The organism is Aureisphaera sp. (assembly GCF_059726885.1).
This window is the reverse complement of record NZ_AP041051.1, coordinates 1,251,729-1,277,245: the sequence shown is the minus strand read 5'-3', so window position 1 is coordinate 1,277,245 and position 25,517 is coordinate 1,251,729. Positions and strand designations below refer to the sequence as shown.

The following is a 25,517-nucleotide window of genomic DNA, read 5'->3' as shown; positions in this document are numbered from 1 at the left end:
ATTTGTTACATTATTTGGGTTGCTGATCCTGAAGTTCCAACTGCTGAATGGAATCCAAGTATCGTTTTTGTTTTTCCAGTTCCTTTTTTTCATTTTCAATTTGTTCTAGATCATATCCATCTTTTCGCAGTTTCTCCTGAACTTGAATGAAAAAATTATTTACGGCAATATTAGCTTCTTCTATATATGTTTCGATCTTTTCGGCATCTACCTTTCCTTTTTGGCTTTCTAAACGGAGAAGTTCGGCTCTAGTTTTTATAATGGATAAACGTGATTTTATGGAAAAGGTGTTCAGGGTATCTGGCACTTTCTTTATGAGTGAATCGGTATGGGCCAAAAGTTTCCCAGTCTTATTTTTAAGCTGTTCCAAATCAAGTTGATAGAGGGAAGTTGCATCATCATTAAAATCTTGGTAGTATACCCAGTTTTCCAAAACCTCGGCGATTGCAGCATCTGGTTGGGCAAAGGTATATTTGGACAGGCCGTAGGTTAGGGTGTCTTTTTGAATGGGCACATCATTTGCACTGTCCTGAGCAGTTTCCCCACAGGAAAGAAGAACGACAAAAGTGAGTATTAAAAGATGTTTCATATCCTAGAAAGCCCCACAAATATAAGGGTTCTAGGCGCAATTCAAAGTTAATTTTGTACTAAGCCACAAAGACACGTCTAACTGTGATAAAAAAATGAGAAAGTACCCATGAATATACCTATATTTATGCCGCTTAAATCTCGCCCCATATACGATTAAATATGAAAAAAAGAATTCTTATCATAGGTGCCTGCGGGCAAATAGGTACTGAATTAACCTCTGAATTACGTAAAAGATTCGAGCCTCGAAAAGTAATTGCAAGCGATATCCGTGAAGGGGATGATGAATTAATGCAAGGTGGCCCTTTCGAAATTTTGGATGCTACGGATTACGATGCCATAGAGGATGTAGTGATCCGGCATGAAATAACCGATGTGTATCTAATGGCGGCGATGCTCTCTGCCACAGCAGAGAAGTTCCCAATGCGAGGATGGGAACTCAATATGACGTCGCTGTTCAATGTACTGAATTTGGCTAAGGACGAGAAGATTGAAAAGGTATTCTGGCCATCTAGTATTGCCGTTTTCGGCCCCTCTACACCTAGAATCGATACACCGCAAAGAACGATCATGGAGCCTACCACGGTGTATGGAATTAGTAAACAAACTGGGGAACGATGGTGTGAGTATTATTTTGAACGGTATGGTGTAGATGTGCGTAGTATTCGCTATCCAGGTTTAATTAGCTATAAGACATTACCTGGAGGAGGTACTACAGATTATGCGGTAGACATTTATCATAAGGCCATTAAGCACAAGAAATACATCAGTTTTTTGAATGCGGAAACTACCTTACCTATGATGTTTATGGATGATGCCATTAGGGCTACCATCGGAATTATGGAAGCACCCACTGCTGAAATAAAAATTAGAAGCTCCTATAATTTGGCAGCGATGAGTTTTAACCCTGAAGAGTTAGCCCAGAGCATTAAGGAGCATATCCCTGAGTTTAAAATAGGTTATCAAGAAGATTTCCGTCAAGCGATAGCCAATACTTGGCCCCAGAGCATAGACGATTCCGAAGCACGCAAGGATTGGGGTTGGGCACATGAATTCGATTTAAAGGAAATGACCCAAATAATGATCTCCAATTTGCAGGGGTAATAGATTTACGGCTGCGTAATGGCGGCTAGTTTTTTAATCGGTTGAAATCCTCTGCAGTGACCTTATGTCCATTAATATTATTGGTGTCCCAATCTTGGGCAATACGCCATTGTCCATTTTCTTTTCTTAGCAGGACGGTAAATCGTGCATAATGCGCTTTTTCTTCATCGCCATTATACACAATTTTGTAGTAGCCAATTTCATAGCCCGTTTCTTCAGAATATATTCGATGTTCGAACACGAAATCGATAGTCCTTGATTTTCGGTCGGCTTTTGAGAGCCATTGTGTATTCGAATCTTTGTAGTCTTGCCCCTTCTGTATACCACGAGGGGTAATTCGCATGACATCATCGGTATGGATGGAATTGAAGGTTACGGCGTCTCCATTGCTATATGAATTTTTGAAAGGCTGCCATATTTGTTCATCTACCTCTTTGGCAAGGTCTGGATTGGTGATATTTTGTCCCCAAGCGGGCATCGAAATAAGAAGTATAAGTAAGAGCGTGTTTTTCATCATGTTAATATTTTGTAGCCCCGCCAGGACTCGAACCTGGATCTAAAGTTTAGGAAACTTCTATTCTATCCCTTGAACTACGGGGCCTTTGTGGGAAGACAAATTAGTTAAAAAAGTTGAAATTTTTAAGGCTTCTGCAGTAAGAAGTTTTTCTTTGGAATAGGGAAGGGGTTTTTAGTACTCAGCGGCTTTTCTTTTTGAATAGAGGTACTGTTTTTTAGTTTTTAGAGAACGACCAAATCACCGAAGTTTCTTCAGCAATACGATTGCCTCATCATTCCTAAAATAAGTCGGATTCTCGACGATAACCTCCAAGGCTTCTATGGTCTTTTCTTTGTCCCTTTGTTTTAAGAAAACAAGCGCTTTGTACCAATACCCTTTATGGAAGTCCAGGGAATTACCTTCAATTACACGATCAAAGGATGCAATGGCTTGGTCATATTGGGCCATTTCTAAATGAGCCGCACCCACGTATAACAATGCCTGCGGTGTATCATTTAGGGAAAGACTCAAACCGTCCGCTAAGAGAATCACACCTTCATAATTTTTCTCGCGAAAGCGCATTTCCAATTCCTTCAAGGTATCTACATTATCCCCTTTGGTACTCATGGAAGGTAACTCTTCCCAGCTACTATAGTCATTGTACAAGGACTCCAGACTTGGGTCCTTTGGGTAGAACACAAAAATGGCAATAATTAACACGGCCGCTATAGCCCCAATTAAAGATTTAGATAACCAAGGTCTTCTTTGGGGGTTTTCTATAGAAGTATCGTTTCTGAACTGCTTTAACTTTTGGGCAAACTCTTGGGTTTCCTTGGCGCGAAATTGGGCAACTTCCTTTTTCAGAAGTTCGGGATCACCATCAAATTCGAGCCAACTATTTTCGTCGTCCATTGCATGAATCACGGTATGAAGGGCGATTTGCTCCTTGAGTTCAGGATTATTTGCGGCCTCATTTTCGAACGCAGCACGCTCTCCTTCAGTCATGTCGCCCTGTACATAGCGCTCTATTTTAATATATAATTCTTCTTCCTCCATAATTTAGGTTTTGAGGCGTAGGTATCTAGGATCCCTTTTAATAAGCTGCACCAATCTGGACTTGCATTTAAAAACCCGCTGTCTGGCCACCGTCTCCGATGCATAACTAAAAAATGCCACGATCTCTTTGTAGGCTACTTTCTTAAAGGTCATGCCCAACAGTTTCCTGCAATTTTCAGATAATTCCGAAAACTTTTCACGATACAGATCCCATTGATTTTGCTCTAAGGAAAACTTCGCCAGATCTACGCTTTCATCTACAAGAGGGATGGAGTCGATATTTGTTACCCTATTTTTTGAACATTCCCGTCTCCATAAATTTCTACAAATAGTAAACAAGTAACTATCAAAGGATTGTATTTGTAATTCCTTGTTCTTCAATTTTACAAAAAGGGTCACCAAGGCATTGTGAAAAATATCTTCGGCTTCTGCCTTCGAACCGTTATGGCTCATAATATACCTCCGTACGACAGGAAAAGTATTGGTGTAGATTTTATGAAGTACATCAGGCTCTCCCCCCAGAAAGCCAAGGATATAAGGATCTTCTTTATGCATATATTGGAATGCCTTGAAATGGGCAGACTAAAATTAGGTGAAAATTATCTCGCAACAAAACAATATGTATAACAAGTTGATTCATAGATTTTTTGAAATTATCATTTTCCATTCGACACAGGATCATACCCTGAATTTCCTAAAAACAAACCCCAGTAGGACCAAAAGCAAAACCCCAATAAGAATCCACAAGACCATGGGAAATTTTGCAGCCAAATCTACAGGTTCATCAAACCCAGTTAGGGTAATAGCACTCCAATAATAAGGAGAGGCCTCACTCGTATTGGCGTGTTTTTTTAAATAGGAAATTTTGGCATTTTGCAAGGCTACGGACTTTGAGTCCCCAGATTGCAGGTTGCTATAAAAATCATCCATGATTTCCATACTGGCTTTTTCGTTCACATCCCAAAGAGTGGATACCACACTTCTTGCACCAGCCCTAAAGAACCCTCTTTTTATGCTAAAAACCCCTTCCCCCTTTTTATGTTCACCAACGTCCGTTTTGCATGCGCTCAATACGATAAGCTCTTTTTGGTTTTTTAGAAAGTAAAGTTCTTCCAAACGCAATTTGGTATCATAAAAGCCCAGCCATGGCCCTTGCGCATCGGTTCCCCCATGAGTGGAGATATGAACGATCGAACTTTTATCGAACTGATCCATGAAAAATTCTTTGGTCGCGACCTGCTGGCTGTAAATATTTTGATCGAAGTATTTCGTCATCATCTCGGCTTCCTCACTACTAAAAGGCAGTTTTTCCAAATAATCATTTTTAAATTGAACGGGTAGAAAACCAGTGTGATTGGAATTTCTTCCCTTATGCAGTGCAGCAATCTGCATATCTAGGGAATGAGAGTATTTGTATGAAATGGGGTGTCGAGAAATTAGGTAGCTATCCGGTAAGGGAATTTCGTTGGAATAGGTTAGGGCCTCGAAGGGAACTTGCTGAATAATCCCATCGGGAATTATGGTCAATAACGTATTGTCAATGTTTTCTGAAAACCCTTTAAAGGGAATTAGCACTTCATATAATTGTGTAGCTTTCCTTTGGTATTCGGAAATGGCCTTGGCACTTGTAATTGGCTGTTTCAAATGTTTTTGAAAACGATCTATTCGCTCTGAAAGTTCAGAAACGGTTAATTGGATTTCCTTGAAATCGATCGTATCCTTTGTAATTAAAAGCACATATCCCAGATCATCTCCAATGGCATAACTTATTACTTGTTCTTTATCGCCTAAATGGTCCCGTATGTTCTTTAAGGTTGAAATAGTGAGTCGCTTTTTAGAACTTACGTACATAGGGTATTCTACCTCCAGTGAGTCTATGAATTTTCTGTAGCGATTCTTTTGGGAGAAGATTCGCTCTTTAATTTCATCAATCTCCTGCGAGGAAGTGTTCTCGGCCGTTGCTTCTGCCAAGGTGAGCATGTTGATCTTTAAAGTTCCTAAGAGAGCCCGTTCCTTGTCAAGGGTTTTATTGGGAATATTTGCTCTCTGTTTGGCCAACACATCGGTGGTATTTTCCAACAGCAACACACCTTTGTTTTTTTCAATATAGTATAGGGCTTGTTCTGGTTTTCCCAGAAGATAAGCAACCTTAATAGCATTCATATACAATTTTGAAGCTCTATTTCGCCAGGTGAGTTTAGACACTTCTTCCTGACTCTCCAAGAATAATTCATCTATGGTGGTATCGGTTAGCGCTAATAGCTGTTCTGCCTTACCAAGGTGAGTCGTATCACCCGTTTTCTCGAAATAGGCAATCCAAGCTTTGGAAAGATCACTTAGATATCCAAATAGGCGCTTTTTTTCGGGGGAGATACTTATCTCTGACTGAGAAGGGAGATCCCTATTTGAGGTTTCGTTTCCTTCAATAATCCAAAAAATGGCATCATAATAATGATCCAGTGCGTCTTCAAAATTATGGGAAGCGAGCTCTAAATCCCCTAAATTGTTCGAAATATTACTTAAGAGAATTCGATTGTTTTCGGCATAGTTTAGAGCGCGATCATAATAGTTTCTTGCAGCTCCAATAGCACCTTTTTTTACGGCTATAACACCCAGAAGACTGAGTGATTTGAAAGCATTCTCTACATCCTCTGAAGCTTGAAATAAAGTAAGGGCTTTGTGTGCATTCTCTTCGGCTTCCTCCAATCTATCAGCTATCTGGAACATAGCTGCCGTGTTGTATAGAATTTTCCCCTTTCGCAACATACCGATCTCTAAACCTTCCAATGAATCTATTCTGTTTCGGGCCGCAATAAATTCGTTAATTCTATCGGGATCATTTAGGTCTACATAAGTTCCCAAAATATTGATCAGCGTAATTAACTGAAGCCATTGCTGATCTGCTTTTTTTAATACTTGCTCTGATCGAAAATGGTGATCCAACGCATTTTGAAAATCGCCCCAATCGCTATAAATATTCCCTAATTCACGATATGCATTTCCCGTACGTCGCTCGCTATCTTCAGATACCGAAACAAGGGTGTCGTAATAGGCCTTGGCTGCCCAAAGATCAGGCTCTGAGGCATAATAGTGAAAATAGCCTAGGTTGTATAAATTTCGTTTTGTCTTGTCATCATTGGGAGGATATTTTTCCAGCCGCAATTTTCGTTCTTTTTTACCATAATCCTGTGCCCGGGAATCATCCCCATTTCGAACCTTGCACCACTTTGCGAATTCATAACAGGCATCTTCCAGTTTGGGTTCATTTTCAGGTAGTTTCTTGAGGTAAGCTTCTACCAGCCCAACTTTTTCAATGTTGGATATCTCAAGGGTTAGGATAGAATCTACAAACTCATGAGCGTTTTGTTGAGATAACCCATTCGCTATCGAAAAGATAAGGCAAAGCCCCAATATCGTTTTTCTTATTTCCCCCATGAGTAAAAACGTTTTATGGTAAAGATACTATTTAGTTAGGGGAAGGAAGGCGAAAACCTTCCTGTCCCCAGTGGTCCAAATAATAATTGGTGTACCTAAACCTAATTATTCAAACCTCACTAATAGTAAATGTAAGAGTGGTACTTAATGTTTTGAAGATTGTTGTCGGGTATACTATTGCTTATAATCGTTGTAATATGCTCGTTTGGTGACATACCAGGCACGTATAATCCAGCCGCTACACCCGTAGTAAAAGCACTGGCATAAGAAGTACCATGCAACAATATGAAATCGTTTGGTGTAAGGTAGAATGGGATATTCTCACCCGGTGCTGCTAGGTCTACGGAATTTACTCCATAATTGGAAAACCGGGAAAGCCCAACTTCTGTAAAACTACCATTCCATGATGCAATCGAGAGCAAGTTTTCTTCGTCATAGGAGGATGGATAATGAGGGGTTGTATCATTATCGCTCGAAAGGTTTCCGGCTGAGGTTAGGATAACTTTTTTATCCCAAGTCTCCTCCATAAACCGCTCAAGGAGGCTATAGTGTGTATTGTACCATCCAAAACTCATATTTATGAGTTTCACATCTTCATTATTGGCAGCGTATTTAAAACCACAAAGAATATCGAAGTAAGCTCCATCTCCGTTGCCATCAAAAACTTTCACCGGGAGTACTTGAAAATCTATGTTCTGTTCATCCAGTTTTTCATATATCATTGAAATTACTTGGGTGGCATGCCCGTGCTCATCAAATGGATTGTTATCCTGTTGCACGAAATCCCAACCAAAATAATCGGTCATCCCATTGTCGTTGCATGCAGTGCCACTAGCATCACTATTGTAAAGAAAGGGTTCTTCAAATTTGAAATAGTTATAATCAATACCTGTATCCAATACAGCAATGGTTACCCCATTGTTAGCAGGCGACATTAGATCAATGGCGGTAGTAATATGATCCGTGCCAAAGGGGGCACTCAATTTATACCCGTTATGCTTAATCACAGGGTTAATTTCTGAGCCTTCTACTCCCGAATTGTCCTTAGAGGACTCTACTACTCCCTCTATGGATAATCCACTGGGAGTGTCTCCGTTTGCATCGACCTCGAAAATCCATAATTCTAATGTAGGATCTGCACAGCTGCAGTTTTTATAATTTTCTACACCATATTGATCCCTAATGGCCTGTTTTTCTATTTCTGTCAATAAGGGATCGTATTTTATAACCACTTGACCGGGCATCACGGTTTGAGCTCCTGTAAAATCGGCAGTGGTTTCATTGTCTACGTATTGTTGTGTTTCTGTATATGTCAAGGTTTCTTTTTCACATGCTGAATGGAATAGCAGTATTATTACCGCCAAAAAATGTACTTTTTTCATGACTTTTGATTTAATAATTAGGTTTAGGATTTTTTTGATTTTTATCCCCTTAGGGATGATGAGGACACCTTTGGTGTTTTTTGGATGTCCAGGGTTCCTTCCTACTCTTTTACAGGCTTTTCGGATTGGGCCTATTAATGAATCGATTCATTCATATGAGGGAGATGAAAAGGTTTGTTACCCTATAAGTTCACATTTTTTTAACTTTTGCAACAATAAATGGGGATACTACATAAAACAATTATGGTTTTACCTTTCAAGTTGAATAATAAAATGGGATAAAGGGAATTATTAGGGGGATTCCAATATGAAGAAACACCAAATTCCGAAGTAATTCAGGATACCTTGTGGAAGTTATTTTCGGATCATTGGTTATCCATGGAATCGCTCGAAAGCAGCTTTTTCCAATAACTCGCGATGTTCGGGATGAGCAATGGAAATGAGCGCCTTGGCTCGTTCTTTTAAGCTTTTTCCGAAGAGGTTTACCACACCGCACTCTGTTACCACGTAATGTACGTGAGCCCTTGTAGTGGTTACGCCAGCACCTTCCTTTAAAAAGGGTGTGATTTTGGAAATTCCCTTATGGGTAGTAGAGGACATGGCGAAAATAGGTTTCCCGTTCTCCGACAGTGCAGCCCCTCTTATAAAGTCCATCTGCCCACCAACGCCAGAGTATTGATAGGTTCCAATAGAGTCCGCACAAACCTGTCCCGTGATGTCAATTTCTATAGCACTATTTATGGCAGTGACTTTTGGGTTAAGCTTTATCAGGGATGTGTCATTGGTATATCCAGCTTCCTTGAAATGTACTATTGGATTGTCATCAACAAAGTCGTACAATTTCTGGGAACCTACGGCAAAACACGTAACGATTTTACCTGTTTTTAGTTCTTTATCCTCACCTGTTATAATGCCCTTTTCAACAAGGGGAAGAATGCCGTCAGAAAACATTTCGGTATGTATGCCCAATCGTTTATGGTTCATTAGATTATGGAGGACCGCGTTTGGGATGTTTCCAATGCCCATCTGTAATGTAGCTCCGTCCTCAATCAATGAGGCTACATGCGCACCAATTTTTGATTCTATTTCCGAAGGGGTCGTCAATGGGGAACTATGAATGGGGTTGTTTGCCTCAACGGCATAATCAATGCGACTTGTATGTATAATGCCATCGCCATGGGTTCTTGGAACATTTGGGTTCACTTGCGCAATAACCTTTTTCGCCTTTTGAATGGCCGGAATGGTAATGTCTACGGAGACCCCTAATGAGCAATATCCATGTTGGTCTGGAGGTGAAACTTGTATAAAGGCAACATCCAACGGATAAATATCCCTGCGGAATAACCAATGAATCTCGCTAAGAAATATAGGAATATAATCGCCATTGTTAGTGTTCACCCCTTTCCTAACATTATCCCCAACAAAACAGGAAACAAGTTTAAAAGAATCGTTATACGGAGACTCTAAATATTTGGCCTTACCATGTGTGTGGATCTGTATGATCTCCACATTTTTTAGTTCTGCATAGCGTTCGCAGAGATGATCAATGAGCACATTAGGGGTCATTGCCGCTCCTTGAAAGAACACTTTGTCGCCTGATTTTACTATGGAAACCGCATCGTGTGGTGACACCATTTTTAAATTCCCGGTCATGAGGTAAGGATTTATTTGGCCACAAAAGTAGAAGCTAAATAAAGCCCATAAAATGATCTAGGTCATGGAAAAACGCAAAAGTTTATAGGTCTATAACCTACTTGGCCATTGCCTTAAACTTCCCTTTACTCTTGCGGATGCGAACTGCAACGACTTTGTATTCCGGGCACATAGCTTCAGAATCATGAACATCTCCCGTAAGGTTATTGATCATAATTTCAGGAAAGTGGAACGTGGTACTTAAAACACCTTTTTTTACATCGTCCGTTATCCTCGCTTTTACATCTACCTTTCCTCGGGGCGATTCTAAACATACATAATCCCCTTCATTAATAAGGTGATCTTGCGCATCTTCTGGATGTATCATGAGATAGTCATCCGAAAGGATTTGCTCGTTGGCCGTACGTCGTGTCATGGCACCACAGTTGTAATGCTCCAATTCACGATTTGTAGTTAATATGTATGGATAGTCTTTGGCATGTTCAGTTAGCTCCTGGGTTTCTTCCCAATTGTGAAACTCGAAATACCCCAGACCTCGCTTAAACTCGGTAGTATGAAGAATTTGTGTGTCTGTGCCGTCTTTAGCCACGGGCCATTGTAGGCCATTTTGACCCAAACGATCCCAACGTATTCCAGCAAAGAAAGGAACGATTTGTGAGATCTCATCCAGCATACCATCTGGTGTATAGTCTGGCTGGGCATAGCCCATTCTGTTCATTATATCTACAATGATCTGTCCGTCTGGTTTGCTTCCCTCGATAGGTTCCACTACTTGGCGAACCGCTTGTACCCTTCTTTCCCCATTGGTGAAAGTCCCGCTTTTCTCCAAGAATGAAGCCCCTGGAAGTATAACATCCGCATACTTTGCGGTTTCGGTCATGAACAACTCCTGAACAATAACCAGATCGGTTGCCTGCAAGGCCTTAATTACTTTTTGCGTATTGGGATCGGTTTGTACTACATCTTCGCCAATGATCCATAGGGCCTTCAATTGCCCTTGCAATGCTGCATCGAACATTTCTGGAATTTTGTACCCAATATTTTTGGGTACGTTTACTCCGTAAAATTCATTATATCGTTTGTTAACGGAATCATCTGTTATGTCTAAATAACCCGCGCCTTGGTGCGGTTGCACACCCATATCTGCACTTCCTTGTACATTGTTTTGGCCGCGCAAAGGATTTACACCTACTCCTTTACGACCGATATTTCCAGTAAGCATTGCCAAATCAGCAATTTGCATAACGGTAAATGTTCCTTGAGAATGTTCGGTAACACCTAGCCCATGAAATGACATGGCATTAGGTGCTGTGGCATAGGCTATGGCAGCTGCCCGTACATCTTCTCGATCTACTCCGGAAACAGATTCCAAATGGTTAAGGTCAATATTCAGCAGTTCTTTTTCGAAAGCTTCATACCCTTCGGTTCTTCCTTCAATAAAGCTTTTGTCTACCAATCCTTCTGTAATGATATAATACATCATCATATTGAGAACAGCCACATTGGTGCCTGGTCTCAAGGCTAAATGATGGGTGGCATAGCGGGCAAGCTCTGTTCTTCGAGGATCGATCACAATAGAAACATGATCGGACTTCATGGCGAACTGCTTTAGCTTTGCCCCGGTCACTGGATGTGCATCTGTAGGATTTGCGCCGATGACCATGATGCAATTGGTATGCTTTAGGTCCTCTATAGAATTGGTTGCGGCTCCAGTACCGTAGGTTCTTTGCATTCCCAATGCTGTAGGGGAATGGCATACCCGGGCACAACCATCAATATTATTGGTTTGTACGACCGCCCTGAAGAATTTCTGCATCAGGTAGTTTTCTTCATTAGTACATCGTGAAGAGGAAATTCCGGCAAGGGAATCGGGTCCAAATTCTTCTTTGTATCCGTGAAATTTAGAAGTGATATAGTCGTATACCTCATCCCAGCTTACTTTTTCGAATTCCCCATTGCGTTTTATCATTGGCGAATCCAAGCGTTCTGGGTGATCGTAAAATTTGAAGGCGAAACGGCCTTTTAAACAGGTATGGCCTTGGTTTACTTCAGCATCGTAAGGAGCCGTAATACTCAATATTTCGCCACTACTAGTTGCCACATCTAGATTGCAACCAACCCCACAATAGGTGCAAATGGTTCTGGTGGTTTCGGTGGCTTGAATGGCTTTCGATTGGAATACATCCGAAATGGCTGAAGTTGGGCAGGCTTGAGAACAGGCACCACAACTGACACAATCGGAATCCATAAAGGATTGATCGAATCCTTTAATAATATGAGAATCGAATCCTCTTCCGGCCATACTTAACACAAATTCTCCCTGAACTTCATCACAAGCACGGACACAACGATAACAATTAATGCATTTTGAAAGATCGGAGGTCATATAAGGATGACTCAGGTCTTTCAGTTTATAGAGGTGATTGTCTCCTTCCGGATAACGAACATCCCTAATGCCGACTTGCGCGGCCACAGTTTGTAATTCGCAGTTGCCATTTACTTCACAGGTCAGGCAATCTAATGGGTGATCCGTAAGGACCAGTTCGATAATGTTTTTTCGCAGTTCTTTTACGGCAGCCGTACTAGTATAAATATACTGCCCTGCAGCAACAGGGGTATGACAGGAGGCCATAGTCTTCACAGGACCATCTTCACTTAAAGCCACTTCTACGCTACAAACCCGACAAGAACCAAAGGGATCCAGGTTAGGGGCATCGCAAAGTGTGGGAACCAAGTTCTTTTCTTTATATCTTCTAATAAAGGAAAGCATGGTCTCGCCTTCCACAATCTCAAATTCCTGATTATCTATATATGCCTTTTTCATAGTCATCAAATTTAGTTGAAGAATGCTTTTAGTTCATCCTCAAAATAATGCAGCGCATTTTTTATAGGTAAGGGTATCCCTCCACCATGGGCGCATAACGATCCTTGCTCTAGGGTAGTGAGCAAATCGTTAAACAATTTTCTATCTATTTTGTAATCCGAGGTCAATGCTTTTGTTGAAAGTTCGTGCCCTCTTTTAGTCCCTAATCTACATGGAAAACATTTCCCACAACTTTCGTAAGCTGCGAAGTCGAAAAGATGCTCAATAAATTTCATTATTGGGAAACTCTCTGGAACACTTACCACAGATGCATGGCCCAATAGAAATCCTTCATTGGCGAAAGATTCAAAATCGACCGATAGGTCATCAATTTTTGAAACAGGAACCAATCCTCCTAAAGGCCCTCCAATTTGAAGTGCTTTTACAGGGGTTTTAAATCCACCTCCCAACTCATGTACAACGGTGGCCAATGGAGTTCCCATTTCCACTTCGTACATACCGGGTCGGTTAAAGAAACTATCCAGACACACTAACTTGGTGCCAGAAGAACGTTCTGTACCAATTTGCTTCCAGGCGCTCCCTCCATTTTCCATAATAAAATGAAGCGCTGCAAGGGTCTCTACATTATTTACAACGGTAGGCTTATTGAAAAGCCCTTTTTGGGCAGGGTAGGGAGGTCGAACCCGAACTTCGGGACGTTGTCCTTCGATGGAAGAAATTAAGGCAGTTTCCTCTCCACAAATATAGGAACCTTGTGCTTGAATGATCTTAAAATCGAAATCGAAACCGCTGCCATCTATATTCTTTCCAATAAGACCATGGTCCTTTAATTCATTGATGGCGTTTTGAACAATTTCTACTGCTTCAGGGTATTCTGCACGTATGTAGAGTATTCCGTAACTCGCATGGGTTACATATCCAGAAATCAACATTCCGAATAATACCGAATGAGGACGTTCCTCCAGTAGGTAGCGATCTGAATATGCTCCTGGGTCTCCTTCATCCGCATTGCAAATGATGAATTTGGTTGGATTTTCCACTTTTCGGCAGAACTCCAATTTTAATCCCATTGGAAAGCCCGCACCACCACGACCCCGTACATTGGAGGTTTTTATTTCTTCGAGCACATCTACCGAGTCTTTTTTAAGAGCTTCTAATAAGGGTTTATAGTAATCGGAGATGTGGGTAAATGGAGTCGTTAATATGGCCTTTCCACTTGCGGTAACATGATATTTATCTTGATTGAGATGGTCAGTATCATTAATAATGTCGTCAAGGTTTCCAAGGGCAGCTCCCGAGTAGTTTTTTCCTTGGTAATGAAACGCACTGTTTTCATGGCACCTTCCCAAACAGGTCATATGGCCAATCTCTTCTTCCTTAAAATGATTTTTCAAGGTAGTATTTACATCTTCCTGGGTGCCAGCGCACAAACAAGCGGTACCATTGCAGACATAAACCTTTTTCCCTTTGTTTTCGGGCTTTAGAAAATCGTAAAAGGTGGTGGTTCCAAAGACATTGGCCTTCCCTACCAGGAATTCATCGGCTAGAATGGCCAGTTCTTCTTCACTTGGGGCTCCGCTGGGTTTGGCAAGCACACCCATTTTATCGAAAAGATTTTCGTCCAGTCCTCTTCTACCTAATAGTTCACTTAAATTATCTGACATGTATTTTGTTTAGCTCGCTTTCGTATCGAGATTCTTTATTGATTTATTGATTCGGGTACGTTGGGCATGTGAATAACAGGTAGCCCTATTGTCCCGGCAAAATCCGAATATGGTAATTCCCAGTTCTTTGGCATAATCTACCGCCAAGGATGAGGGTGCAGAGACCGCCGCTAAAAACGGCATTTTTCCCTTAAAGCACTTCACCACAATTTCATAGGAAATCCGACCACTTACGGTAAGGACTTTTGCTTTGCCCAATTGCTTCGACAGAATAAGCTTGCCAATGACCTTATCTACGGCATTATGCCTTCCAATATCTTCCATGGCATACAGGAGCTCTCCATCCAATGTAAAAGCTGCTGCTGCATGGGTGCCACCAGATTGCTTAAAATCATACTGCTGGGTATTCATTTTTTCAAAAAGTACAGGCATAAGTGCCATGTCTATTTTTTCGGTATCATCTAGGATGCTTCCCATAAAGGAGAGATCTCCCAATTCTGTCTTTCCACAGATACCACACGAAGAAACAGATAGTAAGCTTCGGCTATTGGAATAACCTTCGCCCAGCTCTTCTTCCGGGATCGCGACATTTACAATGGTCACAATTCCATCTTCATTTTCCTTTTTCAATACCACATCTGGAATGAAGTCCTTGCTTTTTATGATCCCCTCGGAATGCAGTAAACCACGAACCAATGAAATATCATCTCCGGGCGTCCGCATGGACACCGTAAAAGGGGAGTCGTTGATATTTATTTGCAAGGCTTCTTCAATATTCAAGGAATCAAAAATGTCTTTTGCACTTTGTCCTTCGTATTTTCTGCCTTGATATTTTCTTGTGGCCATTATTGTGGTATGCTGATATATAGGGTTTTACACAAATTTAGTGGAAAATTCGCTTCCAAGTTGTTAAAAAAGCCCCGTGATATTACCGTGGTTATCTATGCTAATATTCTCAGAAGCAGGGTGTGCGGGAAGTCCGGGCATACGCATCATATTGCCCGAAATGGGGACCAAAAACCCAGCTCCAGCGGCAATTTCGATTTCTCGAATTGTAATGGTAAAATCTTTGGGTCTACCAATTAGTTTGGGGTTGTCTGAAAGGGATTTCTGTGTCTTGGCAATACAGACGGGTAATTTTTCAAGTCCCAGATCCGCGATGGTACGCAAGTTCTTTTTGGCCAATGCAGAATACTCCACATTTTTGGCTCCGTAAATTTTTGTCGCTACGGCTTCAATTTTTGCCATAACATCCATATCCCAAGTATAGGTTGGAGTGAATTTAGAATTACAGGCTTCGACTACATCAACCACATGTTGGGCCAATTCTAAAGCACCTTTACCTCCTTTAGCCCATACTTCAGCAAGTGCAACGCGCACTCCTTTGCTTTCTGCAAACTCCTTAATAAGTGCTATTTCATCATCGCTGTCCGATACAAATCGGTTAATGGAAATAATGGGGGTAATGCCAAACCCTTGTACATTTTCAAGATGCTTCTCTAGGTTGGGAAGTCCGGTACGCAAGGCCTCCACATTAGGTGTGGTCAACTCTTTCAAATCGGCTCCACCATGATACTTTAAGGCTCTAATGGTAGTGGTTATGACCACTGCTTTAGGAGATAACCCAGCGCTCTGGCATTTAATATCCAGAAATTTTTCGGCCCCTAAATCGGCTCCAAAACCAGCTTCCGTTACCGTATAATCCGACAATGACATTCCCATTCTTGTGGCAATTACAGAGTTGGTTCCTTGTGCAATATTGGCAAAAGGACCTCCGTGGATAATGGCTGGATTCCCTTCTATGGTTTGCACCAAATTAGGTTTAATCGCTTCTTTAAGAAGAGCGGCCATAGCACCTTCAACTTTTAACTGACGGGCATATACGGGCTCCTTAGTAAAAGTGTAACCTATAAAGATATTACCCAAACGGCGCTTAAGATCTTCCATATCATCTGCCAAACACAATATGGCCATGATTTCTGATGCTGCTGTAATATCGAACCCAGTTTCCCTGGGCACGCCAGAAGTTGTTCCGCCAAGACCTACGATAATGTTACGCAGAGCCCGATCATTCATATCCATAACACGTTTCCAAGTAACGGTTCTGGCATCAATTCCTAGCGAATTGGTTTTGCTCTGTATGTTGTTGTCAATAACTGCGGAAAGCAGATTATGTGCTTTTTCTATCGCGGAAAAGTCTCCCGTAAAATGAAGATTGATATCTTCCATAGGGAGAACTTGTGAATGCCCACCTCCTGTGGCTCCTCCTTTTATTCCAAAAACAGGTCCCAAAGAGGGCTCCCTAAGAACTACAGTGGTTTGTTTCCCCAATTGGTTTAATCCTTCGGACAGTCCAATGGACATGGTCGTTTTTCCCTCTCCTGCTGGAGTGGGCGAAATAGCGGTTACTAGGACTAAGTTGCTCTGTTGCACTTTGTCCATGTCAATAATGGAATGCGGTAGTTTTGCTTTGTGTTTGCCGTACAATTCCAAATCATCGGGATTCAACCCTAGTTTTTGGGCAATTGAGTTGATGTGTTTTAATTCAACTTGCTTGGCAATCTCTTGGTCGGTCATATCGATAACGTTTTCGACCTATAATATTAGCTATATTATTTTGAATTTTAACCTAATTGTCCAATGTTTTAGCCTCCAATGGCAATCATGCTCCTGTTTTTCCCATGAAGATCTGGATTTTGGAGCTTTTCCATAGTATCCATTCCTCCACGGATTTTGAGTTTGGCTTGTACTGCTTTTTGAATAATTGGCTCAATCGATTTTCCTTCTCGCAACGGAGTGAGCAAATCGGATTCCGAAGCAGAGAAAAGACAGTTTTTAAGATGTCCATTGGCAGTAAGTCTCAATCTATTGCAGGAATCGCAAAATGGATTTGTCACAGAACTAATAATGGCAAAGGACCCTTCATATCCTTCAATTTTATAATTTTTGGAGGTGTCATTTGGAGCATCTTGTAGACGAATGACACGATCTTCGGGAAAATGGGAATGTACCTTGTTCATTACTTCTTGGTATGACACGGTCTTTTCCAAATTCCACTTATTGCCATCGAAAGGCATGAATTCTATAAAACGAACTGTGACGGATTGGTTTTCGGTAAAGTGAACAAAATCGATAATTTCATTATCATTAAAGCCTTTCATGAGGACTGCATTCAACTTTACCTTGAAACCTTCAGCGATAAGATGGAGAATGTTTTTGTAGGTTCTATCGAAATAATCGCGTCGTGTGATCTGCTTGAATTTTTTTGAATCAAGGGAATCGAGACTGACATTAATACTCTGTATCCCACATTTTTTAAAGGTTTCTATAAACCGATCTACGGAAACGGCATTGGTGGTAATGGCCAATTCTGCGGGTAATGTTGCCAACTTTTCCAGAATGACTGATGCATCCTTGCGCACAAGGGGTTCCCCTCCAGTAATCCTAATTTTGTTTACACCATGATCCACAAATGTTTTGGCAATGGTATAAATCTCCTCAAAATTCATGAGGTGCGATTTTGGTGAAAGTGCAATTCCATCTGCGGGCATGCAATAGGTGCAACGCAGGTTGCAACGCTCCGTAAGTGATATCCTTAGGTAGGCGTGCTTTCTTCCAAAAGTGTCTTGCAATATGTTTACATCTTTACTCATGAATCGTGTCTTGCTCCTTTAAAAATCCTAAATAGGTGGAGTAGAGGGGGAAAAACGGCATCCATGGATTCCTTCGCTCCATTAGTAGATCCGGGTAGTGCCAATAAAAGGCTATCTCCGAAAGCTCCGGCAACACTTCTGGAAAGCATGGCATATGGCATTCTGTTTTGTCCATAGGACCGTATGGCTTCCTCAATTCCCGGAATACGTCTATCAATTAAAGGAAGTAGGGCTTCAGGCGTCACATCGCGGGACGAAAGACCTGTTCCCCCTGTATAAATGATTAGGTCGATCCCCTGTTCTTTGTATTGTTTGGCCTTTTGCTGAATAGTCTCTCTTTCATCTGGAATGATAACATATTCCGAGACCACCACATCGCATGATTCCAATTTTTCAATAATGGCCTTTCCAGCCTTATCCTCTTTTTGTCCTGCCGAGATAGTATCGGAGCAAACAATAACAGCGGCCGTAATGTCCTTTCTAAACCGATCTTTAAAATCGGACTTTCCACCCTTTTTATTTAATAGTTTAATTTGGTGAATCTCGACGCCCTTATCAATGGGCTTTAGCATATCATACATGTTCAAGGCCACTATACTAGCGCCATGCATGGCTTCCACTTCCACTCCGGTTTTGTAAATGGTTTTTATGGTGCAGAGCACCGTTATTTCCAAATCATTTATTTCGTATTCAATTCCCGTGAACTCTATGGGTAAGGGATGGCAGTCTGGAAGCAAATCTGGGGTTTTCTTCACCCCCAATAGACCGGCAGCCTTGCTCATGGCAAAAACATCCCCTTTGGGAACGGTTCCATTTTTTATGGCGGCTATGGTTCCGGGCGCACTTACCTTTACAATGGCCTGTGCGGTTGCAATGCGCAGGGTACTTGTTTTATGGGTGATGTCTACCATAAGGTTTAATAGTTTTCTTGTTAATTAATTCGACATTACGAATTCACTTTCCATTGGTGCGAAGCATCTTCAAAAACTTCTTTTCCGAAGATGGGGACTTTGGCTTTTACCTCTTCTACTACATATTGGATCGCCTTGAAGACTTCTTTTCTTCTTGGAGACGACACAAAAATGAACATACATATTTCCCCTACTTTCACCTCGCCTAAACTGTGATAGATATGCATGCAGGTTAAATTGAACTTTTCGAAAGTCGCTTCCCGAATTTCATGAAATTTCTCATTAGCCATATCTTCATAGGCCGTATACTGAATGGCCTTTACTTTTTTGCCATCTATCTCATCGGCCCGTACTTGGCCCAGAAAAATATTGTGCGCCCCAATGGTTGTTTTCGATTGGTGCTTGGCAATGGAATGGCCAATGAATTCTGAAGGAATGGCACCTTCTTTAAATACGTTTTTAGGTTTACGCTCTTTCATGTTCCTTATTTTTTAAGTGATCCAAAAGGGTTTGCACCCCGCCTTTAATAGTATAGCAATAGGACAAGCCTTGCTCTTGTAATAGAGCCACTGCCTTTGCACTTCGAACCCCCGATGCACAAAAGAAGACCTTTCTCTTTTGGGGATCCAATTCTTGGAGTCGAAGGGGGATTTCGCCCAATGGGATTTGAAGTAGCCCATGATGAACTACTTTTGGGCTTTCGTCATATTCACGTACATCTATAATTTGGATATTGCTATATAACAATAATTCCTTGATATTCGGATCATGTACGTCCGCATCACAATAAAATGGCATCTTCATATCCCGAAAAGTAGTGGATTGGGCCCTAATCTTTTCTATTTCGGTTTCGGATCGCTCAATGCTCAGCTTGTTGGTTTGTGTAGTCAATGTATTATACAGCAGAAGTGTCCCGCTTAAAACCGTTCCTAAGCCGAGAATGATTTTTAATACTTCATTGGCCTGCATACTCCCAATAATACCTGGAAGCACGCCCAACACTCCTATTTCGGAACAATTTGGAATTGTGCCTTGGTCGGGAGGGTTAGGGAATAGGCACCGATAACTAGGGCCATTTTTATAATTAAACACGGTAACCTGTCCTTCAAATTTGAAAATGGCACCATAAACCAAAGGCTTTCCAGTTATGACGCTGGCATCATTTACCAAATACCTTGTTGGAAAGTTATCGGAACCATCGACAATGATATCGTATTCTAAAAAAAGATCTAGTGCATTTTGATAGGTGAGTTGGTATGGATAAGCATGAATGGCAATCGTGTCGTTTAGCTTTAAAAGATGTTCCTTGGCTACGAGCGCTTTGTTCTTTCCCAAATCCGATACTCCAAATAACACTTGTCGCTGCAAATTGGAGGTTTCTACCTGATCGAAATCTACTACCCCAATTGTTCCCACTCCAGCGGCAGTTAGGTATTGTAGTATGGGGCATCCTAAGCCACCGGCCCCTATAACCAATACCTTGGCACGGGATAATTTATCCTGACCTTCCTGGCCAATTTCTGGCATGATAATATGTCTACTATATCTTTTCACTATAAATCATCCTCCAGCAAATGGAGGTAATAATGCAATTTCCGTATGGGTTATAACGCTTTCTTTATTTATAATTTGGTTGTTTTGGGCTACTTGAAAGTCCTTTTTCTTCAATTCAGGATACTTCATGTACAAAGCCTTCAATAAGTCTGAAACTTGTTCCTGTGAAAATGGAAAAGTTTCCTCTTCGCATTGTGTTACCTCGACTAACATGCCAAAATATTTAATTGTCAAATTCACTTTTAAGTTGTTTTAGGTCCTTTTTTGTATTCACATTTGTTGCTTGGATTGCAGTGACTTCATCCAGAACTATTGTATGGGTGTTCAGTCCTATAACGAATACCCTTAATCGTCTTTCCCCTGATTCCAACAAATGGTAGCACGAATGCATACATCTCTTTTTATACATGGCAATTAGGGGCATTGTTTTATCTTCAATTTGAAACTGGACGGCATCGTATTCAGTTTCGTTTTCGGTAATTAGCCGTTGTAACAGTGAGGGTTTCAACAATGGGACATCACAGCTCACCACAATATTATTTTCTGTTTCCGTATGGTATAACCCAGAATATAGACCAGCCAAGGGCCCCGCGTTTTTCACAAGGTCGTCTACCCGCCTTTCACCAAACTGATCGTATTCCGTGCGATCACTAACAATTATGATGTCATTCACCAAGGGCTTCAGGGCATCGATAATGTGTTGCAAAAACGGCTTGCCCTTAAATGGCAGTAATGCCTTATCATGTCCCATGCGTTTGCTCTTGCCTCCGGCTAGGATAATACCTGTGATATGTTCGCTGCTGTTCATTTTTAGGTGACAAATAATTTAAACGATGCAACAATGAGCACGATGGCCAATAGATGTCTCAGGTGTTTATTATTCAATTTTTTACTGCCTACGTAACTTCCAAAGAAACCACCTAGAATGGCAATTCCCACTAAAACCAATGATAAAGATGAAAGACGAACTCCATTGCTGAATTGCCCAATGAGTCCTGCACCAGAATTCACCCAAATGAAGAGGGCAGAAACGGCCGCGGCTTCTTTCATTTTGCCCCAATGCAGTAATAAGATAACCGGGCTCAATATAATGCCACCCCCAATACCTATAAGTCCAGAAAAGAAACCAATAAGGCCGCCCACTAAAAGACCCTGCCAAACCTTTACCTCACGAATAATGGAACTTTCTTTGCCAAATACATTCAGCATTTTTAGTATGGCAAAGATCAGTAAGACTCCCAAGATCTTTTTATAAATGGAAGCATCTACTTCTATCATTCCCCCTAAAAAAGCCAGGGGAACCGATGCTATGGCAAATGATAGGAAAAGCTTTTTATTGAAATACCCCGCTCGATAATAATGAACAAAGGCAATGGCCGCCACAAAGAGGTTCAGGAGCAATGCAGTTGATTTCATTACCTCTGGCGCAAACGAAAAAATTGCCATCAAAGCCAAATATCCACTCGCACCACCATGGCCAACACTTGCGTACAAGAAGGCGACGACAGGAAGGATGACCAAAAAAGGCCAAATGGCTATGATATCATTCATCATAAATTTTCTAATTTTTGAAGTTGGGTGTCTAAATAATCCCAGCAACCTTGGTTAATTTCCTCAAAGGTTGAGATTAACGCTTTTCCATATGGAGTGAGTTCTGCACCACCGCCATTTTTCCCACCGATGCTTGTTATTAGGACTGGCCTTTCTGTTGATTTATTGACAGAATCGATAAGGTTCCATGCCTTTTTGTAAGACATTTTCAAAGTTTTGGCGGCTTTGGAAAGGGAACCCGTTTCATCGATTGCCTTTAAAAGTCGGACCCTTCCTTCTCCTAAGAATACATGGTCATTTGCCTCAATCCAAATTCTACTTCTAATTTTTAAACTCATAATATATCAGTTAGATAAATGTATCACTTCTACCAAGTCACCTTTTTCCATTTCAACCATCTCTTCTGGCGCATACACCAATGCATTGGCCAAGGCAAAAGTCTGCAGCATTGCGGAGCTTTGTCCATCTAGAATGGTGACCACACCATTTTTAAAACTTGCCTTTAGAAATTGTGGACGATCCCCTTTTCTATTGAAAGAAACTGCAAGTTTTTCTACTGTTCTTATCAATGAGAAGCTGAGGTTCCCAGACATTCGCTGCATCGCAATGCGCACATAGATTGTAAAACAAGTGAGTGCTGCGGCAGGGTTTCCAGGAAGGGCAAAAACAAATGTCTCGGCCCTTTTTCCAAAGAAAAGCGGTTTACCGGGTTTTTGCACCACTTTATAAAATAATTGTTCGACCCCGATTGCATTCAAGGCCTTCCCTACAAAATCATAATCACCAACCGATATCCCCCCAGTAATAATTACCAAATCACTGGAACCTATGGAATCCTTCAAAACGGAAAGGGTTTCCTTGTAATCATCTGCAACTTTATTGATCGTGATTGTTTTATGTCCCAAACTGTGTAGGGCAGCTACCAACATGGTTGCATTGCTTTCATAAATTTGCCCTTGACTCAGCGGTTCCCCAGCCTTTTTAAGTTCATTGCCAGTAGTCACTACGGTGATAGAAGGTTTTTTATACACCTTCACCTCTGTTATTCCCAAGGAAGTTAGAAAACCGATACCCGCTGCAGAAAGAGGTGTCCCTTTCGCCAAAGCTATTGCCCCTTTTTTTACTTGTTCTCCCAATGGGCGGATGTTCTTGTTGGGAGCTATGGTTTCTTCTATCGTTATTTTTCGGTCATTAACCGAAACCTTTTCCTGCATTATAACAGCATTGGCAGTGTTGGGTACAGCGGCCCCCGTAAAAATCCGAACGGCTTCTCCCTTTTTAAGAATAGGGTTTTGAGGATCGCCAGCTTTAATTTCACCAACAAGCGTGTAGGTGCTTATTTCATGAAGATGAAGAGCGTATCCGTCCATAGCAGACTGCCTGAAGGGTGGCATGTTAATAGGAGATTCAACAGATTCAGCCAGGACATATCCTACCGCATCGGAAACTTTTTTAGTTTCTACCTGCGATGTAGGAAACACATTGTCTTCAATAATCTGAAGGGCTTCTTGTATGGAGATCATAGCAGTCGTTATATCCTATCAAATATAACGATTATTTCAGAAAGAAAAATAAGGAGAGTTAAGATTGTCGGGCTCTGCAAGACTCTCATATATGTGATTTTGCGAATCAGGTTAAATAGAGCGATTCAAATAAAAATCGCGTAGGTTCAAATAAAAACTTTTCAAGTGCTGGACAACCTTTGGTAATTGTATATCCCTAAACATATATAATGAAAAGAATTGTCCTGATTATTTGTTTGATTTCCTATGTGGGTGGCACCGCACAAAATGATTGCATTGCTTCCGAAATTCTTAATAAGAAACAGCTCAAGGAAACGGAAGATGCCGTTAAACTATTTTGGAAATGGGATACAATCGATGAACCTGAAAGAGCGGTTCGCATGTTGTCCGATATCAATAAAAGAGACCCCTCCAATTGGATAGCCCCTTTTTGGGCATCTTATATTACAACACAATTGTCCAATCAACGGGAAGAAATTAAGGAAAGCCTTGAAGAACTAAACAAGGCGCAGGAATTTTTAGACGAAGCCAATAAGATCTATTCAAAGGGATCGCTCCCATGCTTTAAGCCATATTTTCATGCACTTCAAACATTGATTTACACCTTGAAGCGCTATGCTTATGAAGGTCTAAAAGAGCAGGAGAAAGTAAAACATTTTGCAGAACTGCAGCTTTCAGAATTAAACAAAGGGATAAAACTGGACATAAATAACCCTGTATTGATGGTTCTTGCAGGAACCGGTTTGGCCTCTCGAAGCAACAATGATTTAAGCTCCATCATAGCGGCTATTTCACTTTTGGAAAAGGCAAAAAAGGAATTTGAACAAATTCAGAATAGAAGTCCAGCGGATATAGGCTATATGAACGAGCATTGGGTTGCCCCATGGCTTAAGCGATTAGCGCCTCCTTCCAACTAGATTTTTAAGAACGAAATTGAGTTCAATGCGTCGCGTGTTTTTAATAGTATTTATTTCGATGAGCTTTCTGGGTTCAAAAAGCGTTCTTGCCCAAACCGAACGGCCGAATATTCATAATGCTCGATCATTTTTTCAAAAGATTACTAAAAACGGGGGCGTTTGGTGGAACAAGAATGAAAAGTTTGATCCTAAGAATAAGGATGATTTTTCCCATTTCATTATTGAGTTTTATTTGGATGAAATAGGAGGTTTGACCGGGACCATCTTAGGCCTAAATGGTCACGGTGAAAAGATCGTCTTTTGGAAAATTAACGAATTCATCAACCCAAGCAGTGGTGAGGTTGTTTTCATTCAAAGGAGCAACTTTGGGTTCGCGGTAGCCTCTTCCGTTTTTTCCGAGAACGACACAAGAAAGTCGGAATTTGAACTTATGTATAATAATGGAGGATCCGAAAGGCATAGGGACCGCCATTATTTTATCGATGAAAATACGATGATTTCAGAATCAGAAATTTTTAACCCAACGACAAAAGATTGGATAAAACAACCAAGTCAGAAATGGACCAGGAAATTCTAATTTGATCCTTTAACCTGAATTCCATTCCTGCCAAATTCTAACGAAATGAAAAATAAACGAACAATTTGGCTTTTACTGATGCTTTACTTAATGACCGGATTAACATTTGCTCAGGAAAATCCACTCGAACAACTCGAATTTTATATGGGGACATGGAGCATACCGGAGGATGAGCCTTTCATCGTTAAAAACCCAAAGTATAAAGACCTCAAGGTCATCGATTTTGAGTGGGGCTCTGAAAAAAGGGTGATCCATTCAAGAACTGGGATTTACGCCAAGAACGACACCATAATGTTTTCTGAGGGGATTATTACCTATAACCCAACAACAAATAAATTAATGTGGTTAGAATTTCAGATAGATGGTAACATGTTATTTGAAGGTGAGTATAGAATTTTGGATGGAAATACAGTTCAAAGGGAATATACCGTGCATTACCCCGTAGGAGATAAAACCATTCCTCATCCGGAAGTAGCGGGTTGGACCCGCTTGTATAGGGAAACTTTCATCCGCACCTCCGATAATTCAATTGACTGGATTACCAAAACATTCATTAACGGCAAGTGGATACCCGGAAGTAGTGGAGGGGATGCCAAGGCGGTGAGGGACAAATAAATGGCAATAGAACT

At 41.1% G+C, this 25,517-nt stretch carries 24 protein-coding genes and 1 tRNA gene; 4 read left to right on the top strand and 21 right to left on the bottom strand.

The genetic code is table 11. The annotated features are described in order from the left end of the window. Positions 1-10: 10 nt before the first annotated feature. Positions 11-589, bottom strand: a complete 579-nt coding sequence (locus tag AC6JAD_RS05700) for a hypothetical protein (RefSeq protein ID WP_461302104.1) — start codon at positions 587-589, stop codon at positions 11-13. Positions 590-750: 161 nt separating this feature from the next. On the opposite strand from AC6JAD_RS05700, the gene AC6JAD_RS05695 reads away from it, so the two are divergent. Next, complete coding sequence (locus AC6JAD_RS05695; RefSeq protein WP_461302105.1) at positions 751-1,692, top strand: NAD-dependent epimerase/dehydratase family protein; 942 nt, start codon at positions 751-753, stop codon at positions 1,690-1,692. 25 nt (positions 1,693-1,717) lie between these two features. Here the strand turns inward: AC6JAD_RS05695 and AC6JAD_RS05690 are convergent, their stop codons facing one another. From AC6JAD_RS05690 to AC6JAD_RS05595, 20 genes are all read right to left on the bottom strand, one after another. Continuing rightward, the gene (locus AC6JAD_RS05690; RefSeq protein WP_461302106.1) at positions 1,718-2,209 is read right to left on the bottom strand and encodes a nuclear transport factor 2 family protein; all 492 of its coding nucleotides are present in this window, start codon (positions 2,207-2,209) and stop codon (positions 1,718-1,720) included. Between the two features lie 12 nt (positions 2,210-2,221). Further along, a tRNA-Arg gene (locus AC6JAD_RS05685) sits at positions 2,222-2,293 on the bottom strand. Between the two features lie 153 nt (positions 2,294-2,446). Then, positions 2,447-3,244 (bottom strand): tetratricopeptide repeat protein, encoded by a 798-nt coding sequence (locus AC6JAD_RS05680; protein ID WP_461302107.1) that lies wholly within the window; start codon positions 3,242-3,244, stop codon positions 2,447-2,449. Between the two features lie 3 nt (positions 3,245-3,247). Further along, positions 3,248-3,799, bottom strand: a complete 552-nt coding sequence (locus tag AC6JAD_RS05675; protein WP_461302108.1) for an RNA polymerase sigma factor — start codon at positions 3,797-3,799, stop codon at positions 3,248-3,250. Between the two features lie 123 nt (positions 3,800-3,922). Continuing rightward, complete coding sequence (locus tag AC6JAD_RS05670; RefSeq protein WP_497866132.1) at positions 3,923-6,679, bottom strand: CHAT domain-containing protein; 2,757 nt, start codon at positions 6,677-6,679, stop codon at positions 3,923-3,925. A 119-nt stretch (positions 6,680-6,798) separates the two neighbouring features. Continuing rightward, entirely contained in the window at positions 6,799-8,061 is a 1,263-nt protein-coding gene (locus AC6JAD_RS05665; protein ID WP_461302111.1) for a S8 family serine peptidase, read from the bottom strand. A 372-nt stretch (positions 8,062-8,433) separates the two neighbouring features. Further along, entirely contained in the window at positions 8,434-9,714 is a 1,281-nt protein-coding gene (locus AC6JAD_RS05660; protein ID WP_461302112.1) for an acetyl-CoA hydrolase/transferase family protein, read from the bottom strand. A gap of 97 nt (positions 9,715-9,811) precedes the next feature. Then, on the bottom strand, positions 9,812-12,538 hold the full coding sequence (gene fdhF, locus AC6JAD_RS05655; RefSeq protein WP_461302113.1) for a formate dehydrogenase subunit alpha: 2,727 nt from the start codon (positions 12,536-12,538) through the stop codon (positions 9,812-9,814). An 11-nt stretch (positions 12,539-12,549) separates the two neighbouring features. Beyond that, positions 12,550-14,202: an NADH-ubiquinone oxidoreductase-F iron-sulfur binding region domain-containing protein gene (locus AC6JAD_RS05650; protein ID WP_461302114.1), complete on the bottom strand. Its 1,653-nt coding sequence runs from the start codon at positions 14,200-14,202 to the stop codon at positions 12,550-12,552. Between the two features lie 9 nt (positions 14,203-14,211). Beyond that, positions 14,212-15,048 (bottom strand): formate dehydrogenase accessory sulfurtransferase FdhD, encoded by an 837-nt coding sequence (gene fdhD, locus AC6JAD_RS05645; RefSeq protein ID WP_461302115.1) that lies wholly within the window; start codon positions 15,046-15,048, stop codon positions 14,212-14,214. Positions 15,049-15,111: 63 nt separating this feature from the next. After that, the gene (locus tag AC6JAD_RS05640) at positions 15,112-16,779 is read right to left on the bottom strand and encodes a formate--tetrahydrofolate ligase (protein ID WP_461302116.1); all 1,668 of its coding nucleotides are present in this window, start codon (positions 16,777-16,779) and stop codon (positions 15,112-15,114) included. A gap of 68 nt (positions 16,780-16,847) precedes the next feature. Then, positions 16,848-17,855, bottom strand: a complete 1,008-nt coding sequence (gene moaA, locus AC6JAD_RS05635) for a GTP 3',8-cyclase MoaA (protein WP_461302117.1) — start codon at positions 17,853-17,855, stop codon at positions 16,848-16,850. Then, on the bottom strand, positions 17,852-18,766 hold the full coding sequence (moaCB, locus tag AC6JAD_RS05630; RefSeq protein WP_461302118.1) for a bifunctional molybdenum cofactor biosynthesis protein MoaC/MoaB: 915 nt from the start codon (positions 18,764-18,766) through the stop codon (positions 17,852-17,854). The genes moaA and moaCB overlap by 4 nt, the downstream gene beginning before the upstream one ends. A gap of 35 nt (positions 18,767-18,801) precedes the next feature. Continuing rightward, on the bottom strand, positions 18,802-19,245 hold the full coding sequence (locus AC6JAD_RS05625; RefSeq protein WP_461302119.1) for a molybdenum cofactor biosynthesis protein MoaE: 444 nt from the start codon (positions 19,243-19,245) through the stop codon (positions 18,802-18,804). Then, positions 19,232-20,293, bottom strand: a complete 1,062-nt coding sequence (locus AC6JAD_RS05620) for a ThiF family adenylyltransferase (RefSeq protein WP_461302120.1) — start codon at positions 20,291-20,293, stop codon at positions 19,232-19,234. The genes AC6JAD_RS05625 and AC6JAD_RS05620 overlap by 14 nt, the downstream gene beginning before the upstream one ends. A gap of 33 nt (positions 20,294-20,326) precedes the next feature. After that, positions 20,327-20,533, bottom strand: a complete 207-nt coding sequence (locus AC6JAD_RS05615; protein WP_461302121.1) for a MoaD/ThiS family protein — start codon at positions 20,531-20,533, stop codon at positions 20,327-20,329. Positions 20,534-20,543: 10 nt separating this feature from the next. Continuing rightward, positions 20,544-21,128 (bottom strand): molybdenum cofactor guanylyltransferase, encoded by a 585-nt coding sequence (mobA, locus tag AC6JAD_RS05610; RefSeq protein ID WP_461302122.1) that lies wholly within the window; start codon positions 21,126-21,128, stop codon positions 20,544-20,546. A 2-nt stretch (positions 21,129-21,130) separates the two neighbouring features. Then, the gene (locus AC6JAD_RS05605) at positions 21,131-21,874 is read right to left on the bottom strand and encodes a sulfite exporter TauE/SafE family protein (RefSeq protein WP_461302123.1); all 744 of its coding nucleotides are present in this window, start codon (positions 21,872-21,874) and stop codon (positions 21,131-21,133) included. Next, positions 21,871-22,209, bottom strand: a complete 339-nt coding sequence (locus AC6JAD_RS05600; protein ID WP_461302124.1) for a winged helix-turn-helix domain-containing protein — start codon at positions 22,207-22,209, stop codon at positions 21,871-21,873. The genes AC6JAD_RS05605 and AC6JAD_RS05600 overlap by 4 nt, the downstream gene beginning before the upstream one ends. A gap of 6 nt (positions 22,210-22,215) precedes the next feature. Beyond that, positions 22,216-23,394, bottom strand: coding sequence for a molybdopterin molybdotransferase MoeA (locus AC6JAD_RS05595; protein ID WP_461302125.1), 1,179 nt, complete (start codon positions 23,392-23,394; stop codon positions 22,216-22,218). 209 nt (positions 23,395-23,603) lie between these two features. Here AC6JAD_RS05595 and AC6JAD_RS05590 point away from each other — a divergent pair, with 209 nt between their 5' ends. From AC6JAD_RS05590 to AC6JAD_RS05580, 3 genes are read left to right on the top strand one after another with little or no spacing between them, the layout of a single operon-like run. Then, positions 23,604-24,311 (top strand): hypothetical protein, encoded by a 708-nt coding sequence (locus tag AC6JAD_RS05590; RefSeq protein ID WP_461302126.1) that lies wholly within the window; start codon positions 23,604-23,606, stop codon positions 24,309-24,311. A 58-nt stretch (positions 24,312-24,369) separates the two neighbouring features. Further along, entirely contained in the window at positions 24,370-24,888 is a 519-nt protein-coding gene (locus AC6JAD_RS05585; protein ID WP_461302127.1) for a hypothetical protein, read from the top strand. 45 nt (positions 24,889-24,933) lie between these two features. After that, a complete protein-coding gene (locus tag AC6JAD_RS05580) occupies positions 24,934-25,503 on the top strand; it encodes a hypothetical protein (protein ID WP_461302128.1) in 570 nt (189 codons plus the stop codon). The last annotated feature ends 14 nt before the right edge of the window (positions 25,504-25,517 follow it).